This is a genomic window from Streptomyces sp. S4.7 (assembly GCF_010384365.1).
Taxonomy (GTDB): domain Bacteria; phylum Actinomycetota; class Actinomycetes; order Streptomycetales; family Streptomycetaceae; genus Streptomyces.
In genome coordinates this window covers 1840942-1862451 of record NZ_CP048397.1, presented here as the reverse complement: position 1 = coordinate 1862451, position 21510 = coordinate 1840942, and the positions used below count along the sequence as shown (strand labels likewise).

At 71.3% G+C, this 21510-nt stretch carries 18 protein-coding genes; 9 read left to right on the top strand and 9 right to left on the bottom strand.

The genetic code is table 11. The features are described 5' to 3' along the window. Positions 1-39: 39 nt before the first annotated feature. The gene (gene lpdA / locus SSPS47_RS08205) at positions 40-1428 is read right to left on the bottom strand and encodes a dihydrolipoyl dehydrogenase (protein ID WP_164249857.1); all 1389 of its coding nucleotides are present in this window, start codon (positions 1426-1428) and stop codon (positions 40-42) included. Between the two features lie 409 nt (positions 1429-1837). Continuing rightward, positions 1838-3382: a leucyl aminopeptidase gene (locus SSPS47_RS08200; protein WP_147872615.1), complete on the bottom strand. Its 1545-nt coding sequence runs from the start codon at positions 3380-3382 to the stop codon at positions 1838-1840. Positions 3383-3635: 253 nt separating this feature from the next. Between SSPS47_RS08200 and SSPS47_RS08195 the strand changes: the two genes are divergently transcribed. Beyond that, a complete protein-coding gene (locus SSPS47_RS08195; protein ID WP_164249855.1) occupies positions 3636-4457 on the top strand; it encodes an endo alpha-1,4 polygalactosaminidase in 822 nt (273 codons plus the stop codon). Positions 4458-4479: 22 nt separating this feature from the next. Here SSPS47_RS08195 and SSPS47_RS08190 read toward each other — a convergent pair whose 3' ends face one another. After that, the gene (locus SSPS47_RS08190; protein ID WP_164249853.1) at positions 4480-5277 is read right to left on the bottom strand and encodes an adenosylcobinamide-GDP ribazoletransferase; all 798 of its coding nucleotides are present in this window, start codon (positions 5275-5277) and stop codon (positions 4480-4482) included. A gap of 121 nt (positions 5278-5398) precedes the next feature. Here SSPS47_RS08190 and SSPS47_RS08185 point away from each other — a divergent pair, with 121 nt between their 5' ends. After that, entirely contained in the window at positions 5399-6172 is a 774-nt protein-coding gene (locus SSPS47_RS08185; RefSeq protein ID WP_147872609.1) for a hypothetical protein, read from the top strand. A 490-nt stretch (positions 6173-6662) separates the two neighbouring features. Here the strand turns inward: SSPS47_RS08185 and cobT are convergent, their stop codons facing one another. Together cobT and SSPS47_RS08175 are read right to left on the bottom strand one after the other, a co-directional pair. Beyond that, on the bottom strand, positions 6663-7757 hold the full coding sequence (gene cobT / locus SSPS47_RS08180; RefSeq protein WP_203558044.1) for a nicotinate-nucleotide--dimethylbenzimidazole phosphoribosyltransferase: 1095 nt from the start codon (positions 7755-7757) through the stop codon (positions 6663-6665). 58 nt (positions 7758-7815) lie between these two features. Then, a complete protein-coding gene (locus SSPS47_RS08175; RefSeq protein ID WP_164249849.1) occupies positions 7816-9078 on the bottom strand; it encodes a bifunctional adenosylcobinamide kinase/adenosylcobinamide-phosphate guanylyltransferase in 1263 nt (420 codons plus the stop codon). A gap of 93 nt (positions 9079-9171) precedes the next feature. Here SSPS47_RS08175 and SSPS47_RS08170 point away from each other — a divergent pair, with 93 nt between their 5' ends. Further along, positions 9172-9399: a hypothetical protein gene (locus tag SSPS47_RS08170; RefSeq protein WP_078077720.1), complete on the top strand. Its 228-nt coding sequence runs from the start codon at positions 9172-9174 to the stop codon at positions 9397-9399. 73 nt (positions 9400-9472) lie between these two features. Here SSPS47_RS08170 and SSPS47_RS08165 read toward each other — a convergent pair whose 3' ends face one another. The 3 genes from SSPS47_RS08165 to SSPS47_RS08155 all read right to left on the bottom strand — a co-directional run bounded on the left by SSPS47_RS08165 (position 9473) and on the right by SSPS47_RS08155 (position 12795). After that, complete coding sequence (locus SSPS47_RS08165) at positions 9473-11239, bottom strand: ABC transporter ATP-binding protein (protein ID WP_164254444.1); 1767 nt, start codon at positions 11237-11239, stop codon at positions 9473-9475. 165 nt (positions 11240-11404) lie between these two features. Continuing rightward, positions 11405-12157 (bottom strand): methyltransferase domain-containing protein, encoded by a 753-nt coding sequence (locus SSPS47_RS08160; protein ID WP_239065230.1) that lies wholly within the window; start codon positions 12155-12157, stop codon positions 11405-11407. A 41-nt stretch (positions 12158-12198) separates the two neighbouring features. After that, positions 12199-12795: a DUF3043 domain-containing protein gene (locus SSPS47_RS08155; RefSeq protein ID WP_164249847.1), complete on the bottom strand. Its 597-nt coding sequence runs from the start codon at positions 12793-12795 to the stop codon at positions 12199-12201. Positions 12796-13067: 272 nt separating this feature from the next. Here SSPS47_RS08155 and SSPS47_RS08150 point away from each other — a divergent pair, with 272 nt between their 5' ends. From SSPS47_RS08150 to SSPS47_RS08130, 5 genes are all read left to right on the top strand, one after another. Then, positions 13068-13865 (top strand): PspA/IM30 family protein, encoded by a 798-nt coding sequence (locus SSPS47_RS08150; protein WP_164249845.1) that lies wholly within the window; start codon positions 13068-13070, stop codon positions 13863-13865. Between the two features lie 9 nt (positions 13866-13874). Then, positions 13875-14156, top strand: coding sequence for a hypothetical protein (locus SSPS47_RS08145; RefSeq protein WP_078077724.1), 282 nt, complete (start codon positions 13875-13877; stop codon positions 14154-14156). A gap of 112 nt (positions 14157-14268) precedes the next feature. Beyond that, positions 14269-15513, top strand: coding sequence for a sensor histidine kinase (locus SSPS47_RS08140; protein ID WP_164249843.1), 1245 nt, complete (start codon positions 14269-14271; stop codon positions 15511-15513). After that, on the top strand, positions 15510-16196 hold the full coding sequence (locus tag SSPS47_RS08135; protein ID WP_147872599.1) for a response regulator transcription factor: 687 nt from the start codon (positions 15510-15512) through the stop codon (positions 16194-16196). Before SSPS47_RS08140 ends, SSPS47_RS08135 begins: the two co-directional genes overlap by 4 nt. Positions 16197-16340: 144 nt before the next feature. Then, on the top strand, positions 16341-19535 hold the full coding sequence (locus SSPS47_RS08130; RefSeq protein WP_164249841.1) for an efflux RND transporter permease subunit: 3195 nt from the start codon (positions 16341-16343) through the stop codon (positions 19533-19535). Positions 19536-19654: 119 nt separating this feature from the next. On the opposite strand, the gene nadA is transcribed toward SSPS47_RS08130, so the two are convergent. Then, positions 19655-20842, bottom strand: a complete 1188-nt coding sequence (gene nadA, locus SSPS47_RS08125) for a quinolinate synthase NadA (protein ID WP_164249838.1) — start codon at positions 20840-20842, stop codon at positions 19655-19657. Between the two features lie 289 nt (positions 20843-21131). Here nadA and SSPS47_RS08120 point away from each other — a divergent pair, with 289 nt between their 5' ends. After that, the gene (locus tag SSPS47_RS08120) at positions 21132-21488 is read left to right on the top strand and encodes an iron-sulfur cluster assembly accessory protein (RefSeq protein WP_078077727.1); all 357 of its coding nucleotides are present in this window, start codon (positions 21132-21134) and stop codon (positions 21486-21488) included. Positions 21489-21510 lie beyond the last annotated feature (22 nt).

The window sequence follows — 21510 nt, the reverse complement described above, 5'->3', positions numbered from 1 at the left end:
GGGAAGTGCGGTAGTGGTCGTCGCGCCCGGACTGACGCATCAGTCGTGGGAGTGGAGCGGCTTGCCGGCCAGGGCCAGGTGGGCCTCGCCGAGGGCTTCGTTCTGCGTCGGGTGCGCGTGGATGAGCTGCGCGACCTCGGCCGGCAGAGCCTCCCAGTTGTAGATCAGCTGAGCTTCGCCGACCTGCTCGCCCATACGGTCACCGACCATGTGGACGCCGACCACGGCACCGTCCTTGACCTGGACGAGCTTGATCTCGCCCGCGGTCTTCAGGATCTTGCTCTTGCCGTTGCCCGCCAGGTTGTACTTCAGAGCGACGACCTTGTCCGCACCGTAGATCTCCTTGGCCTTGGCCTCGGTGATACCGACGGAGGCGACCTCGGGGTGGCAGTACGTCACCCGGGGCACGCCGTCGTAGTCGACGGGGACGGTGTGCAGGCCCGCCAGCCGCTCCGCCACGAGGATGCCCTCGGCGAAGCCGACGTGCGCGAGCTGGAGCGTCGGGACGAGGTCGCCGACGGCCGAGATCGTCTCCACGTTCGTACGCATGTACTCGTCGACGAGCACGAAGCCGCGGTCCATCGCGACGCCCTGCTCCTCGTAGCCGAGGCCCTGCGAAACGGGGCCGCGGCCGATCGCGACCAGCAGCACCTCCGCCTCGAAGGTCTTGCCGTCGGCCAGCGTGACGCGCACACCGTCCTGCGTGTACTCGGCCTTCTCGAAGAAGGTGCCGAGGTTGAACTTGATACCGCGCTTGCGGAAGGCACGCTCCAGGAGCTTGGAGCTGTTCTCGTCCTCGACCGGTACGAGGTGCTTGAGGCCCTCGATGACGGTCACGTCCGTGCCGAAGGACTTCCACGCCGAGGCGAACTCGACGCCGATGACACCGCCGCCCAGGACGATCGCCGACTCCGGGACGCGGTTCAGCTTCAGCGCGTGGTCCGAGGAGATGATCCGCTCGCCGTCGATGTCCAGGCCGGGCAGCGACCTCGGTACGGAACCGGTGGCGAGCAGGACGTGACGGCCCTGGACGCGGCGGCCGTCGACGTCGACGGAGGTCGGGGAGGAGAGCCGCCCCTCACCCTCGATGTAGGTCACCTTGCGGGAGGCGACCAGACCCTGAAGACCCTTGTAGAGGCCGGAGACGACCTCGTCCTTGTACTTGTGGACACCCTCGATGTCGATGCCCTCGAAGGTGGCCTTGACCCCGAACTGCTCGGACTCGCGCGCCTGGTCGGCGATCTCGCCGGCGTGCAGCAGGGCCTTTGTGGGGATGCAGCCGTTGTGCAGGCAGGTGCCGCCGAGCTTGTTCTTCTCGATCAGTGCGACGTCCAGGCCCAGCTGCGCTCCGCGCAGCGCCGCGGCGTAACCGCCGCTACCGCCGCCGAGGATCACTAGGTCGAAAACGGTGCTGGCGTCGTTCGCCACGTCACGTCCTCCATGCATGTGCGCCGGGCGCGGTCGAAGACCGGGCGGCGGCTGGTGTTCGGCCGCTGTTTCGTCGGCCCTGTGGTGGGGGCCCTGTCCTGCCGAGAACCCATCTTCGCACTTGTCGGAGGGCGGCGGGACGCGGGGCCGGGGTCTGAGACGGCCGGGTCGGCCGCGATCAGGGGTTACTGACTCGTACGGTGCCGTACGCGTGCCCGTGCGGATGCCCGACCGTACGCCGTACACACGTCGCGGGCACATCCCGGGTCCGACGCCGGGACGTCCGGCGTCGGACCGGACGGGTTTCGCCGGAGGCGCGGGGGCCCGCCCCGCGAGCCCCGGTACGCAGCCGGAACCCGCGGGGCGGGCCGCACATTCCCGGCGGCGGCCGGGGAGCCGGCCGCCCCGGTCAGCCCAGGTCGCCCGCGGCGGTGCGCTCGGCGAGCCTGACCAGCGTGCGGATCGACGCGCCCGTACCGCCCTTGGGCGTGTAGCCGTACGGCGCGCCTTCGTGGAAGGCCGGGCCGGCGATGTCGAGGTGCGCCCAGGTGATGCCCTCGCCCACGAACTCCTTCAGGAAGAGTCCGGCGACCAGGCCGCCGCCCATCCGCTCACCCATGTTCGCGATGTCGGCGGTGGGGGAGTCCATGCCCTTGCGCAGCTCGGTCGGGAGCGGCATCGGCCAGGACGCCTCGCCGACCTCCTCGGCGATCTCGTGCACGGAGGTACGGAACGCCTCGTCGTTCGACATGATGCCGAAGGTGCGGCTGCCGAGCGCCACGACCATGGCGCCGGTCAGCGTCGCCACGTCGATGATCGCGTCGGGCTTCTCCTCGGAGGCGCGGGTGATCGCGTCCGCGAGGACGAGCCGGCCCTCGGCGTCGGTGTTCAGGACCTCGACGGTCTTGCCGCTGTACATGCGCAGGACGTCGCCGGGGCGCGTAGCGGTGCCCGACGGCATGTTCTCGGCGAGCGCGAGCCAGCCGGTCACATTGACCTGGAGGCCGAGGCGGGCGGCCGAGACGACGGCGGCGAGGACGGCGGCGGCGCCGCTCATGTCGCACTTCATCGTCTCGTTGTGGCCCGGAGGCTTGAGCGAGATGCCGCCCGAGTCGTAGGTGATGCCCTTGCCGACGAGGGCGATCGTCTTCTTCGCCTTGGCGTGCGTGTACTCCAGGCGCACGAGACGCGGGCCGTGCTCCGAACCCTTGCCGACGCCGAGAAGACCGCCGTAGCCGCCCTTGACGAGCGCCTTCTCGTCGGTGACCTGGACCTTGACGCCGTGCTCCTTGCCGGCCGCCGTCGCGATGGCGGCGAACGTCTCCGGGTAGAGGTCGTTCGGCGGGGTGTTGATCAGGTCGCGGGCGCGGTTGATCTCCTCGGTCAGCGAGACCGCGCGCTCGACCGCGGCCTTGTGCGCCTTGTCGCGCGGCTTCGCGCCGAGCAGGGTGACCTCGCCGAGCGCCTGCTTCACACCGCCGTCGCCCTTGTCGCCGGCGGACTTGGCGGACTTCTCCGTACCGCGGTAGGAGGTGAAGGCGTACGCGCCGAGCAGCGCGCCCTCCGCGACGGCCTCGATGTCCTCGGCCCCCTCCAGGGGAAGCGCGAACGCGCCCTTCTTGGCACCGGAGAGCGTGCGGGCGGCGACACCGGCGGCGCGGCGGAGGGTCTCGGCGCCGTACGCCTCGTCCTTCTCCGGGGCGGTGCCGAGGCCGACGGCGATGACGATCGGGACCTTGAGGCCGGACGGCGCGGGGAGCTTGGTCGCCTCGCCCTCGGCACCCGTGGCGCCGAGGGACTCCAGGACGGAGGCGAGCTTGCCGTCGTACGCCTTGTCCACGGCCTCGGCGCCCGGCGCGACGGTCGGGCCCTTCGCGCCCTTGGCGACGCCGACGACGATCGCGTCGGCGCGCAACGTCGCCGCGCCGGCTGTGCTGAGAGTGAGAGCAGTCACGGTGGTGAAATCTCGCTTCCATAGAAGTTCTTCGGCGGGTGCCGGTCTTTCGCAGGCCCGGCCGTGCCCGCCGCGTCGTGATTCGGCCTGCGGAACACCTGGAACGAGCCTACGCGCGGTGCACGCCCTCTTTTACGGCGGCGGTCGTGCCCGGCCGGAACCGTACGCGGTTCCCGTGCGGTCCGTGTGTGATCTGCTGGGACGGGCCCAGGCCCGACGATCATGAACCGAGCGCGAAGGACCCGCGACAGCCGTGAAAAGCCCGCTTGCCCCTGTCCTGCTCCTCGTGTCGCTGCTGCTCGTGGGCGGCTGCGCCGGTGACACCCGGCCCGACGCGGCCCCGGGCCGGGAAGACGGCCCCAACGGGAGCGCGGGGGAGCGCTGGCGGCCCGAGCCGGGGCTCGACTGGCAGTGGCAGCTCAGCGGCGCCCTGGACCCCACGGTCGACGTCCCCGTCTACGACATCGACGGCTTCGACCATCCCGCGTCGGCGGTCGCCGATCTCCACCGCCGGGGACGCAAGGTCATCTGCTACCTCTCCACCGGCGCCTGGGAGGACTTCCGGCCGGACGCCGCGAAGTTCCCCAAGTCCCTGCTGGGCAAGGGGAACGGCTGGGAGGGCGAGCGGTGGCTGGACATCCGCCGTACGGACGTCCTCGGCCCGCTGATGGCCGAACGGATCGACATGTGCAGGAAGAAGGGCTTCGACGCGGTGGAGCCCGACAACATGGACGGCTACCGAAACCCCACGGGATTCCCCCTCACCGCCGCCGACCAGCTCCGCTACAACCGGCTCGTGGCCCGCCTCGCGCATGAACGCGGGCTGTCCGTCGGCCTCAAGAACGACCTCCCCCAAATCCCGGAACTGGTCGGGGACTTCGACTTCGCGGTCAACGAACAGTGCGCGCAGTACGACGAGTGCGCCGGACTGACGCCGTTCATCGAGGCGGGGAAAGCGGTCTTTCACGTGGAGTACGAGCTGTCGACGCGGGAGTTCTGTCCCGAGACGAGGCGGCTGAAGCTCAGCGCGATGCTGAAGGAGTACGACCTGGGGGTCTGGCGCCGGGCCTGCTGAGGGGATTTCGGCTGAAGGCCCGTCAGCCCAGTGTCAGGACGACCAGGGCCGCGGTGGCCGCCGTCTCGGCGAGAGCGCCGAAGACGTCCCCCGTGACACCGCCGAAGCGGCGCGCGCAGTGCGCGAGAAGCGACTGGGCGGCCGCGAGACCGGCGGCCAGGGCCAGGGCGTGGTGCAGGGCGCCGTACCAGCCGAACAGGCCGCCGCACGCCGCGGCGGCGACCGCCGTCACCAGCAGCGCGGCGAGCACCGCCGTCCGCGCGGGCACGGAGCCCGCGACGGCGGCGCCCAGCCCGTCGGGCCGTGCGGGCGGCACGCCGCCACGCGCGGCCAGCGTGAGGGCGAGCCGCGCGGTGACGGCCGCGAGGGCGGCGGCGACGGCGCCGTACGCCCAGCCCTCGTCGTACAGCTCCGTCAGCGCGGCCACCTGCGCCAGCAGGACGAGCAGCAGGGTGATCACACCGAACGGGCCGATGTCCGACCGCTTCATGATCCGCAGTGCGTCATCGGCCGGTTTCGCACTGCCCAGGCCGTCGGCGGTGTCGGCCAGACCGTCCAGATGCAGCCCCCGGGTGAGCACGGCCGGGACGGCGGTGGTGGCCACGGCGGCGAGCGGCGCGCCGGCGCCGGCAAGGAGCAGCAGACCGCCGACGGCGGCCGCGCAGAGGCCGACGACGAGACCGGCCAGCGGCGCCGCCAGCATCCCGGCGCGGGCGGCGTCGCGGTCCCAGCGGGTGACCCGGACCGGGAGCGCCGTGAGCGTGCCGAAGGCGAACCGTATGCCGTCGGCCGCCGCGTGTGTGGAACGGGGGGCGCTCATCGCGCGAACAGTAGCCGGGACGAGGTGGGCGGGCGGACGGGTACCCAGGCGATAGATTGCCCATGGATACGCAGAACAGGTCGAAAAGGTACATGGGGCGGGCCGGAGCGAAGGCGGGTGCATGGGTTCCTGGTTCCATCAGAACTTCGTCGAGCCGGGCAAGGTGCCCATGCTGCTCGCGCTGGTCTCCTTCGTGCTGACCTTCATGGTCACGCGGATGATCACCCGGCTCATCAGGGCGGGGAAGGGTCCGTTCCGCAACGTCCGGCCCGGCGGGATGCACATCCACCACGTGGTGCCCGGCGTGGTGCTCATGGTGATCGGCGGCTTCGGCGCGGTCGGCAGCGGCAGACACGGCGTCGGGGCGGCGGTGTGCGCGGTGATCTTCGGGATCGGCGCCGGTCTGGTCCTCGACGAGTTCGCGCTGATCCTGCATCTGGACGACGTGTACTGGACCGAGCAGGGCCGGCGGAGCGTGGAGGTCGTGGTCCTCGCCGCCGCGCTCGCGCTCCTCGTACTGAGCGGCTTCTCGCCGCTCGGCGTGGACTCGCTCTCGCCGGAGGAACGGCAGGACCGGACCTCGCTCCTGCTGAGTCTCGTCCTGAGCTTCGTCTTCGTACTGATCGCGCTGTCCAAGGGGAAGCTCTGGATGGCGCTCGTGGGCACGCTGGTGCCCCCGGTGGCGATCGTCGCCGCGCTGAGGCTGGCGCGGCCGGGGTCGCCGTGGGCCCGCCGCTTCTACCGTCGCCGCCACCGGGCGCGCGCCCGCATGACGCTGCGCGCGTACCACCGCGACCGCCGCTGGTCCGCTCCGCGCCGCCGCGTCCAGGACTGGATCGGCGGCGCCCCGGACGACGAGCGGAAGCGGGCCGCGACACCCGCCCCGCCGCGCTGAGGCGTGCGGGCGGCCGTGCGGCCGGAGAACTCACGGATTTACGGCTCCGAGGCCGGGCCCGGTCGCCACCGGGGGCCGCGCCGTCCCTCCCGCGACGCCGTGGCCCCGCGGCGCGACGAACGCCGGGTGCCGACTGCGCTGGGGCCTGTCGTCAAAGCCCCGCCCGCCCCGCGACGCCCGGCACGGCCCGTTGCCGCGCAGCCCGCGAGGGGGCACGGGAGGTGGCCCCTGCGTTGCCGCACTCGGCCGAGCGCGGCCGGTACGGGACCGATCCTCCGCCCTGCGGTGCACCGCACCATCCGCCGCGTGCCCCGCCCTGCGGGCGGACGGCGCTACTTTCCGGACCCCCTCGGGGGCGTCTTGCCGGGCTCGCGGTCCCCGGTGCCGCGCCTCTCCCCGGTGCCCCCTGCGTTGTCGTCGGTCACCGACGTGACATCAGCCGCTGCCGCGGCGGGCGCTCCCCGATCCGGCCTGATCGACAGGACACCGCCTAGGTGACGTCCTCGATGCCGGCGCTCTCCGCCGCGGCCGCCTCCGTGCCGACAGGCTCTGGCCGCTCTGGCAGTTCCGCCGCCAGCGCCGCGGCGGCCCGCACCATCGGCAGTGCCAGGAGCGCCCCCGTGCCCTCGCCCACGATCACCCCGTGGTCGAGCAGCGGATCGATCGCCATCCGGTCCAGCGCCTTGCCCTGGGCCGGCTCCCCGCTCACCTGGCCCGCGAGCCACCAGTCCGGCGCCCGGAACGCCGCCCGCTGGCCGACCAGCGCGCACGCCGCCGACACGACGCCGTCCAGGATCACCGGCATCCGCCGCACCGCGCTCTGGAGCAGGAACCCGGTCGTCGCCGCCAGATCCGCGCCGCCCACCGTCGCCAGCAGTTCCAACTGATCGCCCAGCACCGGCCGCGCCCTGCGCAGCGCGTCCCTGATCGCCGCGCACTTGCGCATCCACGCCAGGTCGTCGATCCCCGCGCCGCCGCGCCCCGTGACCACGGAGGCGTCCGTGCCGCACAGCGCCGCGATCAGTGCGGCGGCCGCTGTCGTACCGCCCACACTCAGATCGCCGAGTACGACGAGATCCGTGCCGGAGTCGGCCTCCTCGTCGGCGATCGCCATGCCGAGCCGTACGGCCTGCTCGGCCTCCTCGATCGTCAGCGCGTCCTCGACGTCGATACGCCCGCTGCCGCGCCGTACCCGGTGGCGCACGACCTCTGTGGGAAGCAGCTCCGGATCGCAGTCGAGACCGGCGTCCACGATCCGTACCGGTACGCCCGCGCGGCGCGCCAGCACGGCCACCGGGCTCTCGCCCTCGAGTACCGCCCGCACCAGCAGATGCGCGCCGCCGGCCGGGCGCGCCGAGACGTTCAGCGCGGCGACACCGTGGTCACCGGCGAAGAGCACCACGCGCGGCTGCTCGATGGCCCTGACGGGCACGGTCGCCTGGGCGGCCGACAGCCACTCGGCCAGTTCGTCGAGCCGCCCCAGCGCGCCGGGCGGGACGGTCAGCCGCTCTCGGCGTTCCTCGGCGTCACGCCGCAGACCGCCGTCGGGGCGCTCGATCAGATCGGAGAAGTCGTCGAGATTCAGCGAGCTCATTCGCCGAACAGTACCGGCAGCGCCGCCGCTCGTACCGGCCCGCCCGCCGTCAGCCGCGCAGTGCGATCGCCTGCCCGGCGACGACCAGCAGGACGTGTGCGCACTCGGCGGCCACGGCCGCGTTCAGCCGCCCCAACTCGTCCCGGAAACGCCTGCCGGAGGCCGTCGCGGGCACCACACCCGAACCGACCTCGTTGGTCACCAGGACCACCGTGCGGCGCGTCGCGCGCACGGCGCCGACCAGTTCGCCCGTCCGCTCCCGCAGCGCCTCCTCGCCGCCCGCGGCCCACGCCGCGTCGTCCCAGGCGTCCACCCGGTCCATCGCGTCCGTCAGCCACAGCGACAGACAGTCGACGAGCAGGGGAGGGCCCTCACCGGCGAGCAGCGGCGCCAGGTCGCAGGTCTCGGCGGTCCGCCAGGACCCCGGCCGGCGGTCGCGGTGCGCCAAGACCCTGGCCCGCCACTCCGGGTCGCCCTCCCGCGTGCCGCCCGTCGCCACGTACAGCACGCCGGGAAACGCGGCCAGCCGCCGCTCCGCCTCGTAGGACTTCCCGGAGCGCGCGCCGCCCGTCACCAGGGTGCGGCGCGGCAGATCGGGTACGGCGTGGTACTCGCCGACCGTCAGCGTCGTCCCGTCCGGCACGGCCCGCGCGCCCGCCGCCGCCAGCCTGCGGTCCAACTCGTCGCCGGGCGGCACGTCGTGGCCGATATGGACGGCGATGACATCGGTGGTCGGGCCGACCGATCCGGCTGCGCGCAGCCGGGCCGCCGCGTCGGGGCGGCCGATCACATCGGCGAGGAGCATGTCGTACGGCGCGGGCGCCGCGTCCCGCGCGGCGCGGGCGCCGGAGCGGCCCGTCCCGGCGGCTTCGCCGTTCCCGTTGCCGGTCGGGAGTCCCGCGGGGGCGCCGCCCGGCGGGAGATACAGCAGCCGCTCGCCGCCCGGCGCCGTCACCTCGTACCCCGTGCCGGGGGAGTCCATCGGCACGGCGCGCACCCGGTGCCCGCTGATCAGCGTCAGCACCCGCCCGTCCGCGACCCGGCCGGCCGTCGGCAGTCCGGCGGGCAGCTCGACGGGCGGGCCGTCGTGCGGATGCGTGAGCAGCACCTGCCGTACGCCATTGAGCGAGTGCCCGGCCCGGGCGGCGGCGAGCGCGGCGCCCGGGGTGAGGTCGAGCAGCAGCGCACCGTCCACGAGCAGCGCGGTCGCCGCCCGCGCGAAGGGGCCGCGGGCGGTGGCGCACGCGGCGCAGGGGCAGTGGGGGCGGGGGAGTCCGTCGGGGGCTCCGGTGCCGAGCAGAGTCAGTTCCACGCGGTCGATCCTTCCGTGTCACCGCGCCGGGTGCGCGCCCGGCTACGCTGCGGGCAGCAAACAGATCATTTCGGCGGGCCCCTGGAGGCGGACATGGCGTGGACGTGGCGGTTCGAGAAGGCCGACGGGACGGAAGTCCAGCCGGCCGTGGAACCGGAGGAGTTCACCACACAGGGCGACGCCGAGTCCTGGATCGGTGAGGCGTGGAAGGATCTGCTGGAGGGCGGCGCCGACCAGGTGTTCCTCTTCGACGACGGCACCAAGATCTACGGGCCGATGAGCCTTCAGGCCGACCCGGAGACCCAGCCCGACGAGGCCTGACAGCGGGTCCGTGTCCGGCCGCGGGCGCCGGTCGCCCGCGGCCGGACCGGCCGTCCGATCGGATCGGCCCGGTTCAGCCGGCCGACGCCAGGAACTGTGTCGCCGCCAGTTCCCCGTACAGCGGATCGTCCCTGACCAACTCCTCGTGCGTGCCCACCGCCCGCACCCGCCCCGCGTCCATCACCACGATCCGGTCCGCCAGCGTGACCGTCGACAGCCGGTGGGCCACCACCAGCACCGTCACGTCCCCGGCCACCTCGGCGACCACGTCCCGCAGCGCCATCTCGTTGACCGCGTCCAGCTGGGACGTCGCCTCGTCCAGGAGCAGCAGCCGGGGCGCGCGCAGCAGCGCGCGTGCGATCGCCACGCGCTGACGCTCGCCGCCGGACAGCTTGGAGCCCCGGTGCCCGACGAGTGTCCCGAGCCCGTCCGGCAACCGCTCCACGACGCCTGCCAGCCTGGTCCGTACGAGGATGTCCCTGATCTGCTCGTCGGTGGCGCCGGGCGCGGCGAACAGCAGATTCTCGCGGAGCGTGCCCGCCAGGACGGGCGCGTCCTGCTCGACGTAGCCGATGGCCGCGCGCAGTTCGCCCAGCGGCCAGTCGCGTACGTCCCTGCCGTCGATCAGGATCCGGCCGCCCGTCGCCTCGTAGAACCGTTCGATCAGTCCGAACACAGTCGTCTTGCCCGCACCGGAGGGGCCGACGAAGGCCGTCATCCCGGCGCCCGGCACCTCGAAGGAGACGCCGTGATGGACGAGCGGAAGCCCGTCGCGGTAGCGGAAGGTGACGTCGTCGAAGACGACGGAGGCCGCGGCGCGAGCACCGTCCGCCGACGCCTCCTCAGGAGGTTCGACCTGTTCCGTCTCCAGCCGCTCCGCCTCGATGATCCGGGCGATCGCCGCCGTGCCGACCTGGTACTGCGACGCCGCGTCGACCAGCCGTGAGACCGGATCGATCAGATAGAAGAGGAACAGCAGGAAGGCGATCAGGGTCGAGATCGAGATCGCTCCGGACGCGACCCGCGCGCCGCCGATCCCGAGCACGGCGAGGAACGACACCTGGACGGCGAGGCCGACCGAGGACGCGGTCAGCGACTGCCACTTCGCGGAATTGACGCCGTGCCGCCAGGCGTCCCGCGCGGCCGTCTCCACGATCGCGGCCTCCCGTTCCTCGGCGCCGGACGCCTTCAGCGTGCGGAAGGCGCCGAAGGCCCGTTCCAGGACGGTGGAGATCCGCCCGACCGCCTCCTGCGAACGCCGCGTGGCCTGGGCGATCTTGGGCAGGACGAGCGCGAACGCGCCGCCGATCAGCACGATCACGCCGAGCGTGACGCCGAGCAGCACCGGGTCCATGAACCCCATCAGCACGATCGTGGCGATGAAGGAAAGCCCGCCGGTGGCGGCGGAGACGATCGACTGGGTGGTCACGGCGCGCAGCAGTGTGGTGTCCGAGGTGACGCGGGACATCAGGTCGCCCGGCTGGGTCCGCTCCACCTCCGGGAGCCGTAGTCGCAGCAGCCTTCCGATGAGGGTGCGCCGGGCGGCGAGGACGACGGATTCGGCGGTCCGCTCCAGGATGTAGCTGCCGACCGCCTCGACGGCCGTGCCGACCACCACCAGGGCGGCGAGCAGCAGCAGGACCCCGGTGATCGAACCGTTCTCACCGAGCCGGTCGACCAGGGCCTTGGCCGCGAGCGGCTGCGCGAGCCCCGTGGCGGCGCCGACGAGGGTGAAGAGCGCGCCGAGGGCCACGGTCCACCGGTGCGGCCGGAAGTGCCCGTACAGGGCCCGCCAGGTCTCCCCGGCGGACAGTTTCGGAGTCTTCCCGGCGCCGCCGATCGCCGATTCGCCGCTACTCCCGCCGGCGCTCCCGCCCGTGCTCCCGTCGGTGGTGTCGTCGTCTGCGTCCGTGTTCCGGACCGTCCCGGTCGTCCCCGTGGCGCTCACATCAGTACGGACGCGGCGCGGGCCCGTTCGCCTGACCGCCGCGGCCCCCTGTCGCCGTCACCCGCGCACACCGCACAGGTGCAGCAGCGCCGCGACCCTGCGGTACGGCTCCGTACGGCCCGCCCGGTCCTCCGCGGCCAGCAGCCGCTCCAGTTCGGCGGGCGGGGGCGGTTCGGCGTCGTTGGATATGTTGTCGGAGAAGACGCGCACCCCGTACCAGGTGTGCAGCGGAGCGGCGATCCCCGCGAGCGTCGCCGTCAGCGCGGACAGCCGGTCCGCGCGGACCGGCAGACCGATCCTGTTCGTGTACGAGGGGGAGTCGAAGGCGTCCAGCGCCCCCGCCCAGTCCCCGGCGATGCCCGGCCGCAGGGCGAGCGCGTCCGCGTTCCGTACGAGCAGTGAGAGCAGTCCGCCGGGCGCCAGCATCCTGGCCAGACCCGCGAGCATGGCGTCCGGCTCCTCGACATACATCAGCACTCCGTGGCAGAGCACCACGTCGAAGCTGCCCGGCAGGAAGTGCACACCCGTATGCAGGCCGTCGCCCTCGACCAGTCTGACCCGCTCACGGATCCCGGCGGGCTCGACCTCCAGCGATTCGCGAGCCACCGCCATCATCGCGGGATCGGATTCCAGCCCGGTCACCGTGTGCCCGGCACGCGCCAGGCGCAGGGCCTGGGTGCCCTGGCCCATCCCGACGTCCAGGACCCGCAGGCGCTGTCCGACCGGATAGCGCGAGGTCAGCTGTTCGTCGAGCTGGCGGGAGACCAGCTCCTGACGGACGACGTTGCGCAGCCCTTCCAGTCCGGCCAGCCATTCGGCCGAGCCCCCCGCGAAACCGGATGCCCCAGTGCTCAGGGCCGGTCCCCGCGCTTGACCTGCGGCTTGGGCAGACGCAGTCGGCGCATCTGGAGCGTACGCATCAGGGCGTAGGCGATGGCGCCGCGCTTGGGCTCGTCCGGGAAGCGGATGGCGAGCTGCTTCTTCAGCCGGATCCAGATGCCGATGGAGTCGACGACGATCAGCACGATGATGCCCAGCCAGAGCAGCAGCGCGATGTTCTGGAGCTGACCGACGCGGACCATGCTCAGTACGAGGATGATCACGGCGAGCGGCAGGAAGAACTCGGCCATGCAGAAGCGCGCGTCCACGTAGTCGCGGACGAAGCGGCGCACCGGACCCTTGTCACGGGCCGGCAGATAGCGCTCGTCACCGCTGGCCAGCGCCTGACGCTGCTTCGCCAGATCGATACGGCGCGCCTCGCGCTGCTTCTTCATCGCCGACTTGCGGTCGGTCGGCGTCGTCGAGGCACGGCGACGTTGTGTCTGGGCCTCACTGCGCTTGGGGGTCGGGCGGCCCTTCGGGGCCTGCGGGTCACGGGTCTGCGTGGAGAGGTCCGCCGTCACCTTGCCGGTGGGGGCCTTCTCGTCCTTGGAGCGGCTACGGAACACAAAGCCCAAGGGTACGGGGTTCCCCTGCGGCGCCCCACCCCCGAGGGGAACGATCCGGCAACGGACGACGTCCTTACTGGTACAGAGGGGACTTAGCCCCCTCCGCCCCCGAAGATCACCTACTCCCTGCGCCGGACCGGAGCGGGGGTCAGTCGTCCTTGGGGATGAGCCCATCCGTGCCCGAACAGTGCGGTAATAGAGGCAGGGCCCGTACTGTGGGTTCTGTAGGAGTGCTGGATCCGGAGTCCGTCAGAAGGGGGCGCGCGAAGCCCATGAGCGGTGTGATGAAACGTATGGGAATGATCTTCCGCGCGAAGGCCAACAAGGCCCTGGACAGGGCTGAGGATCCGCGCGAAACCCTCGACTACTCGTACCAGAAGCAGCTTGAGCTGCTTCAGAAGGTACGGCGCGGTGTCGCCGATGTGGCCACGTCGCGCAAGCGGCTGGAACTGCAGCTGAACCAGCTCCAGGGCCAGTCCACCAAGCTGGAGGACCAGGGCCGCAAGGCACTGGCGCTCGGCCGTGAGGATCTGGCGCGTGAGGCGCTGTCCCGTCGCGCCGCGCTCCAGCAGCAGGTCACCGATCTGGAGACGCAGCACACCACGCTGCAGGGCGAGGAGGAGAAGCTCACTCTCGCGGCCCAGCGTCTCCAGGCCAAGGTCGACGCCTTCCGTACGAAGAAGGAGACCATCAAGGCCACCTACACGGCCGCGCAGGCGCAGACTCGGATCGGGGAGGCCTTCTCGGGCATCTCCGAGGAGATGGGCGACGTCGGCATGGCCATCCAGCGTGCCGAGGACAAGACCGCGCAGCTCCAGGCACGGGCCGGCGCGATCGACGAGCTGCTCGCGTCCGGCGCCCTGGACGACCACTCGGGGCTGGCCAAGGACGACATCGCCGCCGAGCTGGACCGGATCTCCGGTGGTACGGATGTAGAGCTGGAGCTTCAGCGGATGAAGGCCGAGCTGGCCGGCGGATCGTCGTCGCAGCAGGCCATCGAGGGTGGTGCGGCCGACCGGCAGGACGACGCGCAGTCCTCGGGGACTCCGAACAAATTCGACAAGAGCTAAGGGCGCGTCATGATCGTACGGATCATGGGGGAGGGCCAGGTGAAGCTCGCGGACAGCCACCTGGCCGAACTGGACAAGCTCGACGACGAACTCCTCGCCGAGATCAACGCGGACGACGGGGACGGCTTCCGCCGGACCTTCCACGCGCTTCTCGACAAGGTGCGCGAACTGGGCGAGCCGGTGCCCGACGACTCCCTTGAGCCGTCGGGGCTGATCCTGCCCGCGCCGGGCGCCACCCTCGAAGAGGTACGCGCACTGCTCAGCGACGACGGTCTGATCCCCTCTCCCTGACCTTCCGCCCGTCCCGCACTCCGCTCTCCGGCACCCCCGATGCCCCGTGCTTTCGCGCACGGGGCATCGTGCTGGGCCGGACGAACCGGCCACCGGCGTACCGTGGTCGGCTGTGACCTCACTCGGATCCGGCTTCGACCGCGTCAGAAGCTGGCTGCGGGCCCACCCGCTCGCGTTCGACGCCGGGCTGGCCGCGGCCGTACTGGTCTGCATGGTGGCGGGCGCGTTCGCCGAACCGCGCTCACGCCACGACGCGCTGCCCGCACTGGCCCAGGAGGCCCCGGGGCTGCGCAGCGTGCTCCTGATGGTTATCGGAGCGGGCGCGCTCGTCTTCCGGCGCCGCAACCCCTTCCCCGTGCTCGTCTTCACCGGAGCCGTGAGCGTCGCCGAACTGCTGATGAACGACGCGGTGTCGCCGGTCGCGATGAGCTGCGTCATCGCCCTCTACACCGTCGCCTCGCGCACCGACCGCCCCACCACCTGGCGGGTCGGCCTGGTCACCATGGCCACACTGACGCTCGCCGCGATGCTCTCCGGACCCACCCCCTGGTACGCGCAGGAGAACCTGGGGATCTTCGCCTGGACCGGTATGGCCGGCGCCGCGGGCGACGCCGTACGCAGCCGCCGCGCCTTCATCGACGCCATCCGCGAGCGCGCCGAGCGCGCGGAACGCACCCGCGAGGAGGAGGCGCGCCGCCGGGTCGCGGAGGAGCGGCTGCGGATCGCCCGCGACCTGCACGACGTCGTCGCGCACCACATCGCGCTGGTCAACGTCCAGGCGGGCGTCGCCTCGCACGTCATGGACAAGCGCCCCGACCAGGCCAAGGAGGCACTGGCGCACGTACGCGAGGCCAGCCGCTCCGCACTCAACGAACTGCGCGCCACGGTCGGGCTGCTCCGCCAGTCCGGCGACCCGGCGGCCCCCACCGAACCGGCCCCCGGTCTCGCGCTCCTCGACGAACTCGTCGGCACCTTCCGGCACGCGGGCCTGCCCGTCGACGTGGCCCGCGGCGACCCGGACACCCGGCTGCCCGCCGCCGTCGACCTCGCGGCGTACCGGATCATCCAGGAGGCGCTGACCAATGTGCGCAAGCACGCGGGGCCCGGCGCCAAGGCCGAGGTCAGCGTCGTACGGGTCGGCCCGACCGTCGAGGTCACCGTCCTGGACAACGGCTCGGGCACCGGCGAGCCCGCCGACGGCAGCGGCCACGGCCTCCTCGGGATGCGCGAGCGCGTGACCGCCCTCGGCGGCACCCTCACCGCGGGCCCCCACTACGGGGGCGGCTTCCGTACCCAGGCGATACTTCCGGTCAAGGTCCGTACGGCGCGTACGGGCCGGACGGGGGAGGACACATGACGATCAGGGTGCTGCTGGCCGACGACCAGACACTGCTGCGCAGCGCGTTCCGGGTACTGGTGGACTCGGAGCCCGACATGGAGGTCGTGGGGGAGGCCGCCGACGGGGCCGAGGCCGTGGCACTGGCCCGCTCCGAGAAGGCCGACGTCGTCCTGATGGACATCCGCATGCCCGGTACGGACGGTCTCGCCGCCACCCGCATGATCAGCGCCGATCCGGAGCTGGACGGGGTGAGGGTGGTCATGCTGACGACCTTCGAGGTCGACGAGTACGTGGTGCAGTCGCTGCGCGCCGGCGCCTCCGGGTTCCTCGGCAAGGGCGCCGAGCCCGAAGAACTCCTCAACGCCATCCGGATCGCCGCCGCCGGTGAGGCCCTGCTGTCGCCCGTCGCGACGAAGGGGCTCATCGCCACCTTCCTCGCGCAGGGCGGGAGCGCGGGCGAGAGGCCGGACTCGGCCGCGTACTCCCAGCGGCTCGCCGCCCTGACGGTGCGCGAGCGCGAGGTACTCGTCCTCGTCGCGGGCGGCCACTCCAACGACGAGATCGCGGAGCGTCTGGTGGTCAGCCCGCTCACCGTCAAGACCCATGTCAACCGGGCCATGGCGAAACTGGGCGCCCGGGACAGGGCCCAATTGGTGGTAATCGCATACGAATCGGGCCTGGTACGTCCAAGGGTGGAGTAGGCACCCACCGCCGCGTACTACAGGCGCGGTATGCGGGGGGTGAGGAAATCGACCTGGGGTCGCCCGATCGGCCGCGTCGGATGGCAGATCGTATAGAAGGGCCCTGCGCCCTTCTGAACGCGTACACCACAGAAGAGAGACCCCATGTCCTGGCTGTCCAGATTCAGCCTCGCGCAACGGGCCCTGACAGGGCTGATATCGATCATCGCGCTCGTCTTCGGGGCGATCGCGATCCCCCAGCTCAAGCAGCAGCTGCTGCCCTCCATCGAACTTCCGATGGTCTCGGTTCTCGCCCCCTACCAGGGCGCTTCGCCCGACGTGGTCGAGAAGCAGGTCGTCGAGCCGATCGAAGCCTCCATCGAGGCCGTCGACGGCATCACGGGCGTCACCTCCACGGCGAGCGAGGGCAACGCCGTGATCATGGCCAGTTTCGACTTCGGCGGTGACGACTCGAAGCAGCTCGTCGCCGACATCCAGCAGGCCGTCAACCGCGCCCGTGCCCAGCTCCCCGAGGACGTCGACCCGCAGGTCGTGGCCGGCTCGACGGACGACATCCCGACCGTCGTTCTCGCCGCCTCCTCCGGCGAGGACCAGCAGGCGCTCGCCGACCGGCTGGAGCGCACCGTCGTCCCGGCCCTCGAGGACATCGAGGGCGTGGGCCAGGTCTCCATCGACGGAGTCAGGGACCTCCAGGTCTCCGTCACCCCCGACGAGAAGAAGCTCGCGGCCGCGGGCCTCAACACCGTGGCGCTCTCCGAGGCGTTGAAGGCCGGCGGCGTGACCGTCCCGGCGGGATCGTTCTCCGAGGACGGCAAGAGCCGCACCGTGCAGGTCGGCGACGGCTTCACCGACCTGAAGCAGATCGAGGACCTGCGGGTCGGCGGTCCGCAGGCGGGCGCGCCCGCGCAGGGCGGCGGGCAGGGCAGCGGCCCCGTACGCCTGGGTGACATCGCCACCGTCGAACAGGAGCCGTCCGAGGCGACGTCCCTGACCCGTACCAACGGTGAGCCCAGCCTCGCCGTGATGGCCACGATGGACAACGACGGCAGCGCCGTCGCCATCTCCGACGCCGTCAAGGACAAGCTGCCGGATCTCCGCAAGGACCTCGGCGACGGCGCCGAACTGACCGTGGTCAGCGACCAGGGCCCGGCCGTCTCCAAGTCGATCTCCGGCCTGACGACCGAGGGCGCGCTCGGTCTGCTCTTCGCGGTTCTGGTCATCCTGGTATTTCTGGCCTCGATCCGCTCCACCCTGGTCACCGCGGTCTCCATCCCGCTCTCGGTCGTCCTCGCGCTGATCGTGCTGTGGACCCGCGACCTGTCGCTCAACATGCTCACGCTCGGCGCGCTGACCATCGCGATCGGACGCGTCGTCGACGACTCGATCGTGGTCCTGGAGAACATCAAGCGGCATCTCGGCTACGGCGAGGAGCGCGAGTTCGCGATCATCTCCGCGGTCAAGGAGGTCGCGGGCGCGGTCACCGCCTCCACGCTCACCACGGTCGCGGTGTTCCTGCCGATCGGCCTCGTGGGCGGCATGGTGGGCGAGCTGTTCGGCTCGTTCTCGCTGACGATCACGGCGGCCCTGCTGGCGTCGCTGCTCGTCTCGCTCACCGTCGTCCCCGTGCTCTCGTACTGGTTCCTGCGCGCACCGAAGGCCGTACGCGGGCTGGAGGCGGAGGAGGCCCGGCGGATCGCGGAGGAGAAGGAGTCCAACAGCCGGATGCAGCGCCTGTACGTCAAGGTGCTGCGCTTCGCGACCCGGCGCCGGATCACCAGCGTCGTCCTGGCGTTCGTCGTCCTGCTCGGCACGTTCGCCATGGCGCCGTTGCTCAAGACCAACTTCTTCGACCAGGGTGAGCAGGAAGTCCTCACCGTCAAGCAGGAGTTGGCACCGGGCACCAGCCTGGAGGCGGCCGACGAGGCGGCGAAGAAGGTCGAGAAGACCCTCGCGGGCTTCGACGGGATCAAGGACTACCAGGTCACCGTCGGCTCCTCCGGCTTCATGGCGGCCTTCGGCGGCGGTACGGGTGCCAACCAGGCGTCCTACCAGGTGACCCTGAAGGACTCGGGGACGTACGAGAAGACCAGCGACGCCATCGACAAGGCCCTCGGCGAGCTCGACGGCATAGGTGAGACGACCATCGCGGCAGGCGACGGCTTCGGCAGCCAGGACCTGAGCGTCGTCGTCAAGGCGTCCGACGCGCAGACCCTGGCGAAGGCCGCCGAGCGGGTACGGGACGAGGTCGCCGGGATCGACGACGTCACCGACGTACAGAGCGACCTGGCGCAGAGCATCCCGCGCATCTCGGTCAGGGCCAACGAGAAGGCCGCCGAAGCCGGGTTCAACGACGCCACGCTCGGCATGGCCGTCGGTCAGGCCGTACGCGGCACCCCGTCCGGCAAGGCGATCCTCGGCGACACCGAGCGCGACGTGTACGTCACGTCCGCGAAGCCCGCCAAGACGATCGCCGAGCTGAAGGCGCTGCCGCTGGGCGGTGTGAAGCTCGGTCAGATCGCCGAGGTGAAGCTCGCTCCGGGTCCGCTGTCGATGACCCGGATCGACGGCTCCAGGGCCGCGACGATCTCGGCCAAGCCCGTCGGTGACAACACCGGCGCGGTCGGCACCACGCTCCAGACGAAGATCAGCGCGCTCGACCTGCCGGAGGGGGCGACCGCCTCCATCGGCGGTGTGTCCGAGGACCAGGACGAGGCGTTCCTCCAGCTGGGCCTCGCCATGCTGGCGGCCGTCGCGATCGTCTTCATGCTGCTGGTCGGCACGTTCAAGTCGCTGGTCCAGCCGATGATCCTGCTGGTCTCCATCCCGTTCGCGGCGACCGGCGCGATCGGACTGCTGCTCGTCACGGGTACGCCGCTGGGCGTGCCGGCGATGATCGGCATGCTGATGCTGATCGGCATCGTGGTGACCAACGCGATCGTGCTGATCGACCTGATCAACCAGTACAGGGCGCAGGGGCTCGGTGTGGTCGAGGCGGTCGTCGAGGGCGGCAGGCACCGTCTGCGGCCGATCCTGATGACCGCGCTGGCCACGATCTTCGCGCTGCTTCCGATGGCGATGGGGATCACCGGCGAGGGTGGCTTCATCGGTCAGCCGCTGGCCGTGGTGGTGATCGGCGGTCTGCTGACGTCGACGCTGCTGACGCTGCTGCTGGTGCCGACGCTGTACTCGATGGTCGAGCTCCGCAAGGAGCGGCGCGCCAAGAAGAAGGCGGCGAAGCGGGCGGCGAAGTCCGGCGGCGGGGACGGCGGAGACGGCGGGAGCGGTGGCGGCGGTACGCCGCGCTCCGACGCGCCGTCACCGGAGCCGGTCAACGCCTGACGCCCGGCGTCCGGCCGGGAGGTCCGGACCGGTGAACGAGTGAGGGGCGCCCGCCATTGGCGGGCGCCCCTCTCCGCTGTTTCCCGTACGGCCTTCGCGGCGCCCGTACGGCCTGTCGGCTACGGCAGCGCCAGCATCCGCTCCAGCGCGAGCTGGGCGAAGTCCGCCGTCTCCTTCTCGACCTGGATCCGGTTGATGTCCTTGCCCTCGGCGAGCGATTCGAGCGTCCACACCAGGTGCGGCAGGTCGATGCGGTTCATCGTCGAGCAGAAGCAGACCGTCCTGTCGAGGAAGACGATCTCCTTGTCGTCGGCGGCGAAACGGTTCGCCAGCCGCTGCACCAGATTCAGCTCGGTGCCGATCGCCCACTTCGAGCCGGCCGGCGCCTGCTGAAGCATCTTGATGATGTACTCCGTCGAGCCCACGTAGTCGGCGGCGGAGACGACCTCGTGCTTGCACTCCGGGTGCACCAGCACATTCACCCCGGGAATCCGCTCGCGGACCTCGTTGACCGAGTCCAGCGAGAAACGGCCGTGCACGGAGCAGTGCCCGCGCCACAGGATCATCTTCGCGTTCCGCAGCTCCTCGGCCGTCAGGCCGCCGTTCGGCTTGTGGGGGTTGTAGAGGACGCAGTCCTCCAGCGACAGCCCCAGGTCCCGTACGGCCGTGTTGCGCCCCAGATGCTGGTCGGGGAGGAAGAGGACCTTGTCGCCCTGCTCGAAGGCCCAGTCGAGGGCGCGCTCGGCGTTTGACGAGGTGCAGATGGTGCCGCCGTGCTTGCCGGTGAACGCCTTGATGTCGGCGGAGGAGTTCATGTACGAGACGGGGACGACCCGCTCGGCTATGCCGGCCTCGGTCAGCACGTCCCAGCACTCGGCGACCTGCTCGGCCGTCGCCATGTCCGCCATCGAACAGCCCGCGGCCAGGTCGGGCAGGACGACCTTCTGGTCGTCGGCCGTCAGGATGTCCGCCGACTCGGCCATGAAGTGCACACCGCAGAAGACGATGTACTCGGCCTCGGGGCGCGCGGCGGCGTCCTTGGCGAGCTTGAACGAGTCACCGGTCACATCGGCGAACTGGATGACCTCGTCGCGCTGGTAGTGGTGGCCGAGGATGAAGACCTTCTCCCCGAGCTTCTCCTTCGCCGCGCGGGCGCGTTCGACCAGATCCGGGTCGGACGGCGACGGCAGGTCACCGGGGCAGTCCACGCCGCGCTCGCTCCGGGTGTCGGCCTCGCGGCCGAGCAGGAGCAGCGCGAGGGGCGTCGGCTGTACAGCGAGATCCTGACGGGCTTGGGCCGTGGTCACGTCACGCACCCTTTCTTCTCTGCGGAGGAGCCTTTTCGTCTAATTGACGTTATCTATCATAACCGCTTCACGTCACTTTGACGATGTCGATAGCGTCGATGTGACGCATTCCCGGGAACGGCGGTCGGTGCCGCTCCGGAGCCGGGTGTGCGAGCATGAGGAGAAGAGCGACAGACGAGGCGAGCGGCGAGCCCGGAATGATTCCGCGGCCTTGACGGTTGTAGCTGTCGGCAATGAGTCCGTTCTTCCCCTGCCTCGGCGGGGAGGCCCCACCCCGGGAGAGAAGCAGATGTCCGTATCGGACGAGACCACCACCGTGAGCGACGGCATCCTCCTGTCCGACGCCGCCGCGGGCAAGGTCAAGGCCCTGCTCGACCAGGAAGGCAGGGACGACCTCGCGCTGCGCGTCGCGGTCCAGCCCGGCGGCTGTTCCGGTCTCCGTTACCAACTGTTCTTCGACGAGCGTTCGCTGGACGGCGACGTCGTGAAGGACTTCGACGGCGTCAAGGTCGTCACCGACCGGATGAGCGCCCCGTATCTGGGCGGCGCCTCGATCGACTTCGTGGACACGATCGAGAAGCAGGGCTTCACGATCGACAACCCCAACGCCTCCGGTTCCTGCGCCTGCGGCGACTCCTTCAACTGATCGCCGCCCGGCGACCCGAGTC

What these genes read in the sequence shown, in the direction of transcription:
- SSPS47_RS08190 (WP_164249853.1), bottom strand. Translation starts at nt 5,277, where the DNA reads ATGAGCGCCCCCCGTTCCACACACGCGGCGGCCGACGGCATACGGTTC.
- SSPS47_RS08185 (WP_147872609.1), top strand. Translation starts at nt 5,399, where the DNA reads ATGGGTTCCTGGTTCCATCAGAACTTCGTCGAGCCGGGCAAGGTGCCC.
- SSPS47_RS08170 (WP_078077720.1), top strand. Translation starts at nt 9,172, where the DNA reads ATGGCGTGGACGTGGCGGTTCGAGAAGGCCGACGGGACGGAAGTCCAG.
- SSPS47_RS08150 (WP_164249845.1), top strand. Translation starts at nt 13,068, where the DNA reads ATGAGCGGTGTGATGAAACGTATGGGAATGATCTTCCGCGCGAAGGCC.
- SSPS47_RS08145 (WP_078077724.1), top strand. Translation starts at nt 13,875, where the DNA reads ATGATCGTACGGATCATGGGGGAGGGCCAGGTGAAGCTCGCGGACAGC.
- SSPS47_RS08135 (WP_147872599.1), top strand. Translation starts at nt 15,510, where the DNA reads ATGACGATCAGGGTGCTGCTGGCCGACGACCAGACACTGCTGCGCAGC.
- SSPS47_RS08130 (WP_164249841.1), top strand. Translation starts at nt 16,341, where the DNA reads ATGTCCTGGCTGTCCAGATTCAGCCTCGCGCAACGGGCCCTGACAGGG.
- SSPS47_RS08120 (WP_078077727.1), top strand. Translation starts at nt 21,132, where the DNA reads ATGTCCGTATCGGACGAGACCACCACCGTGAGCGACGGCATCCTCCTG.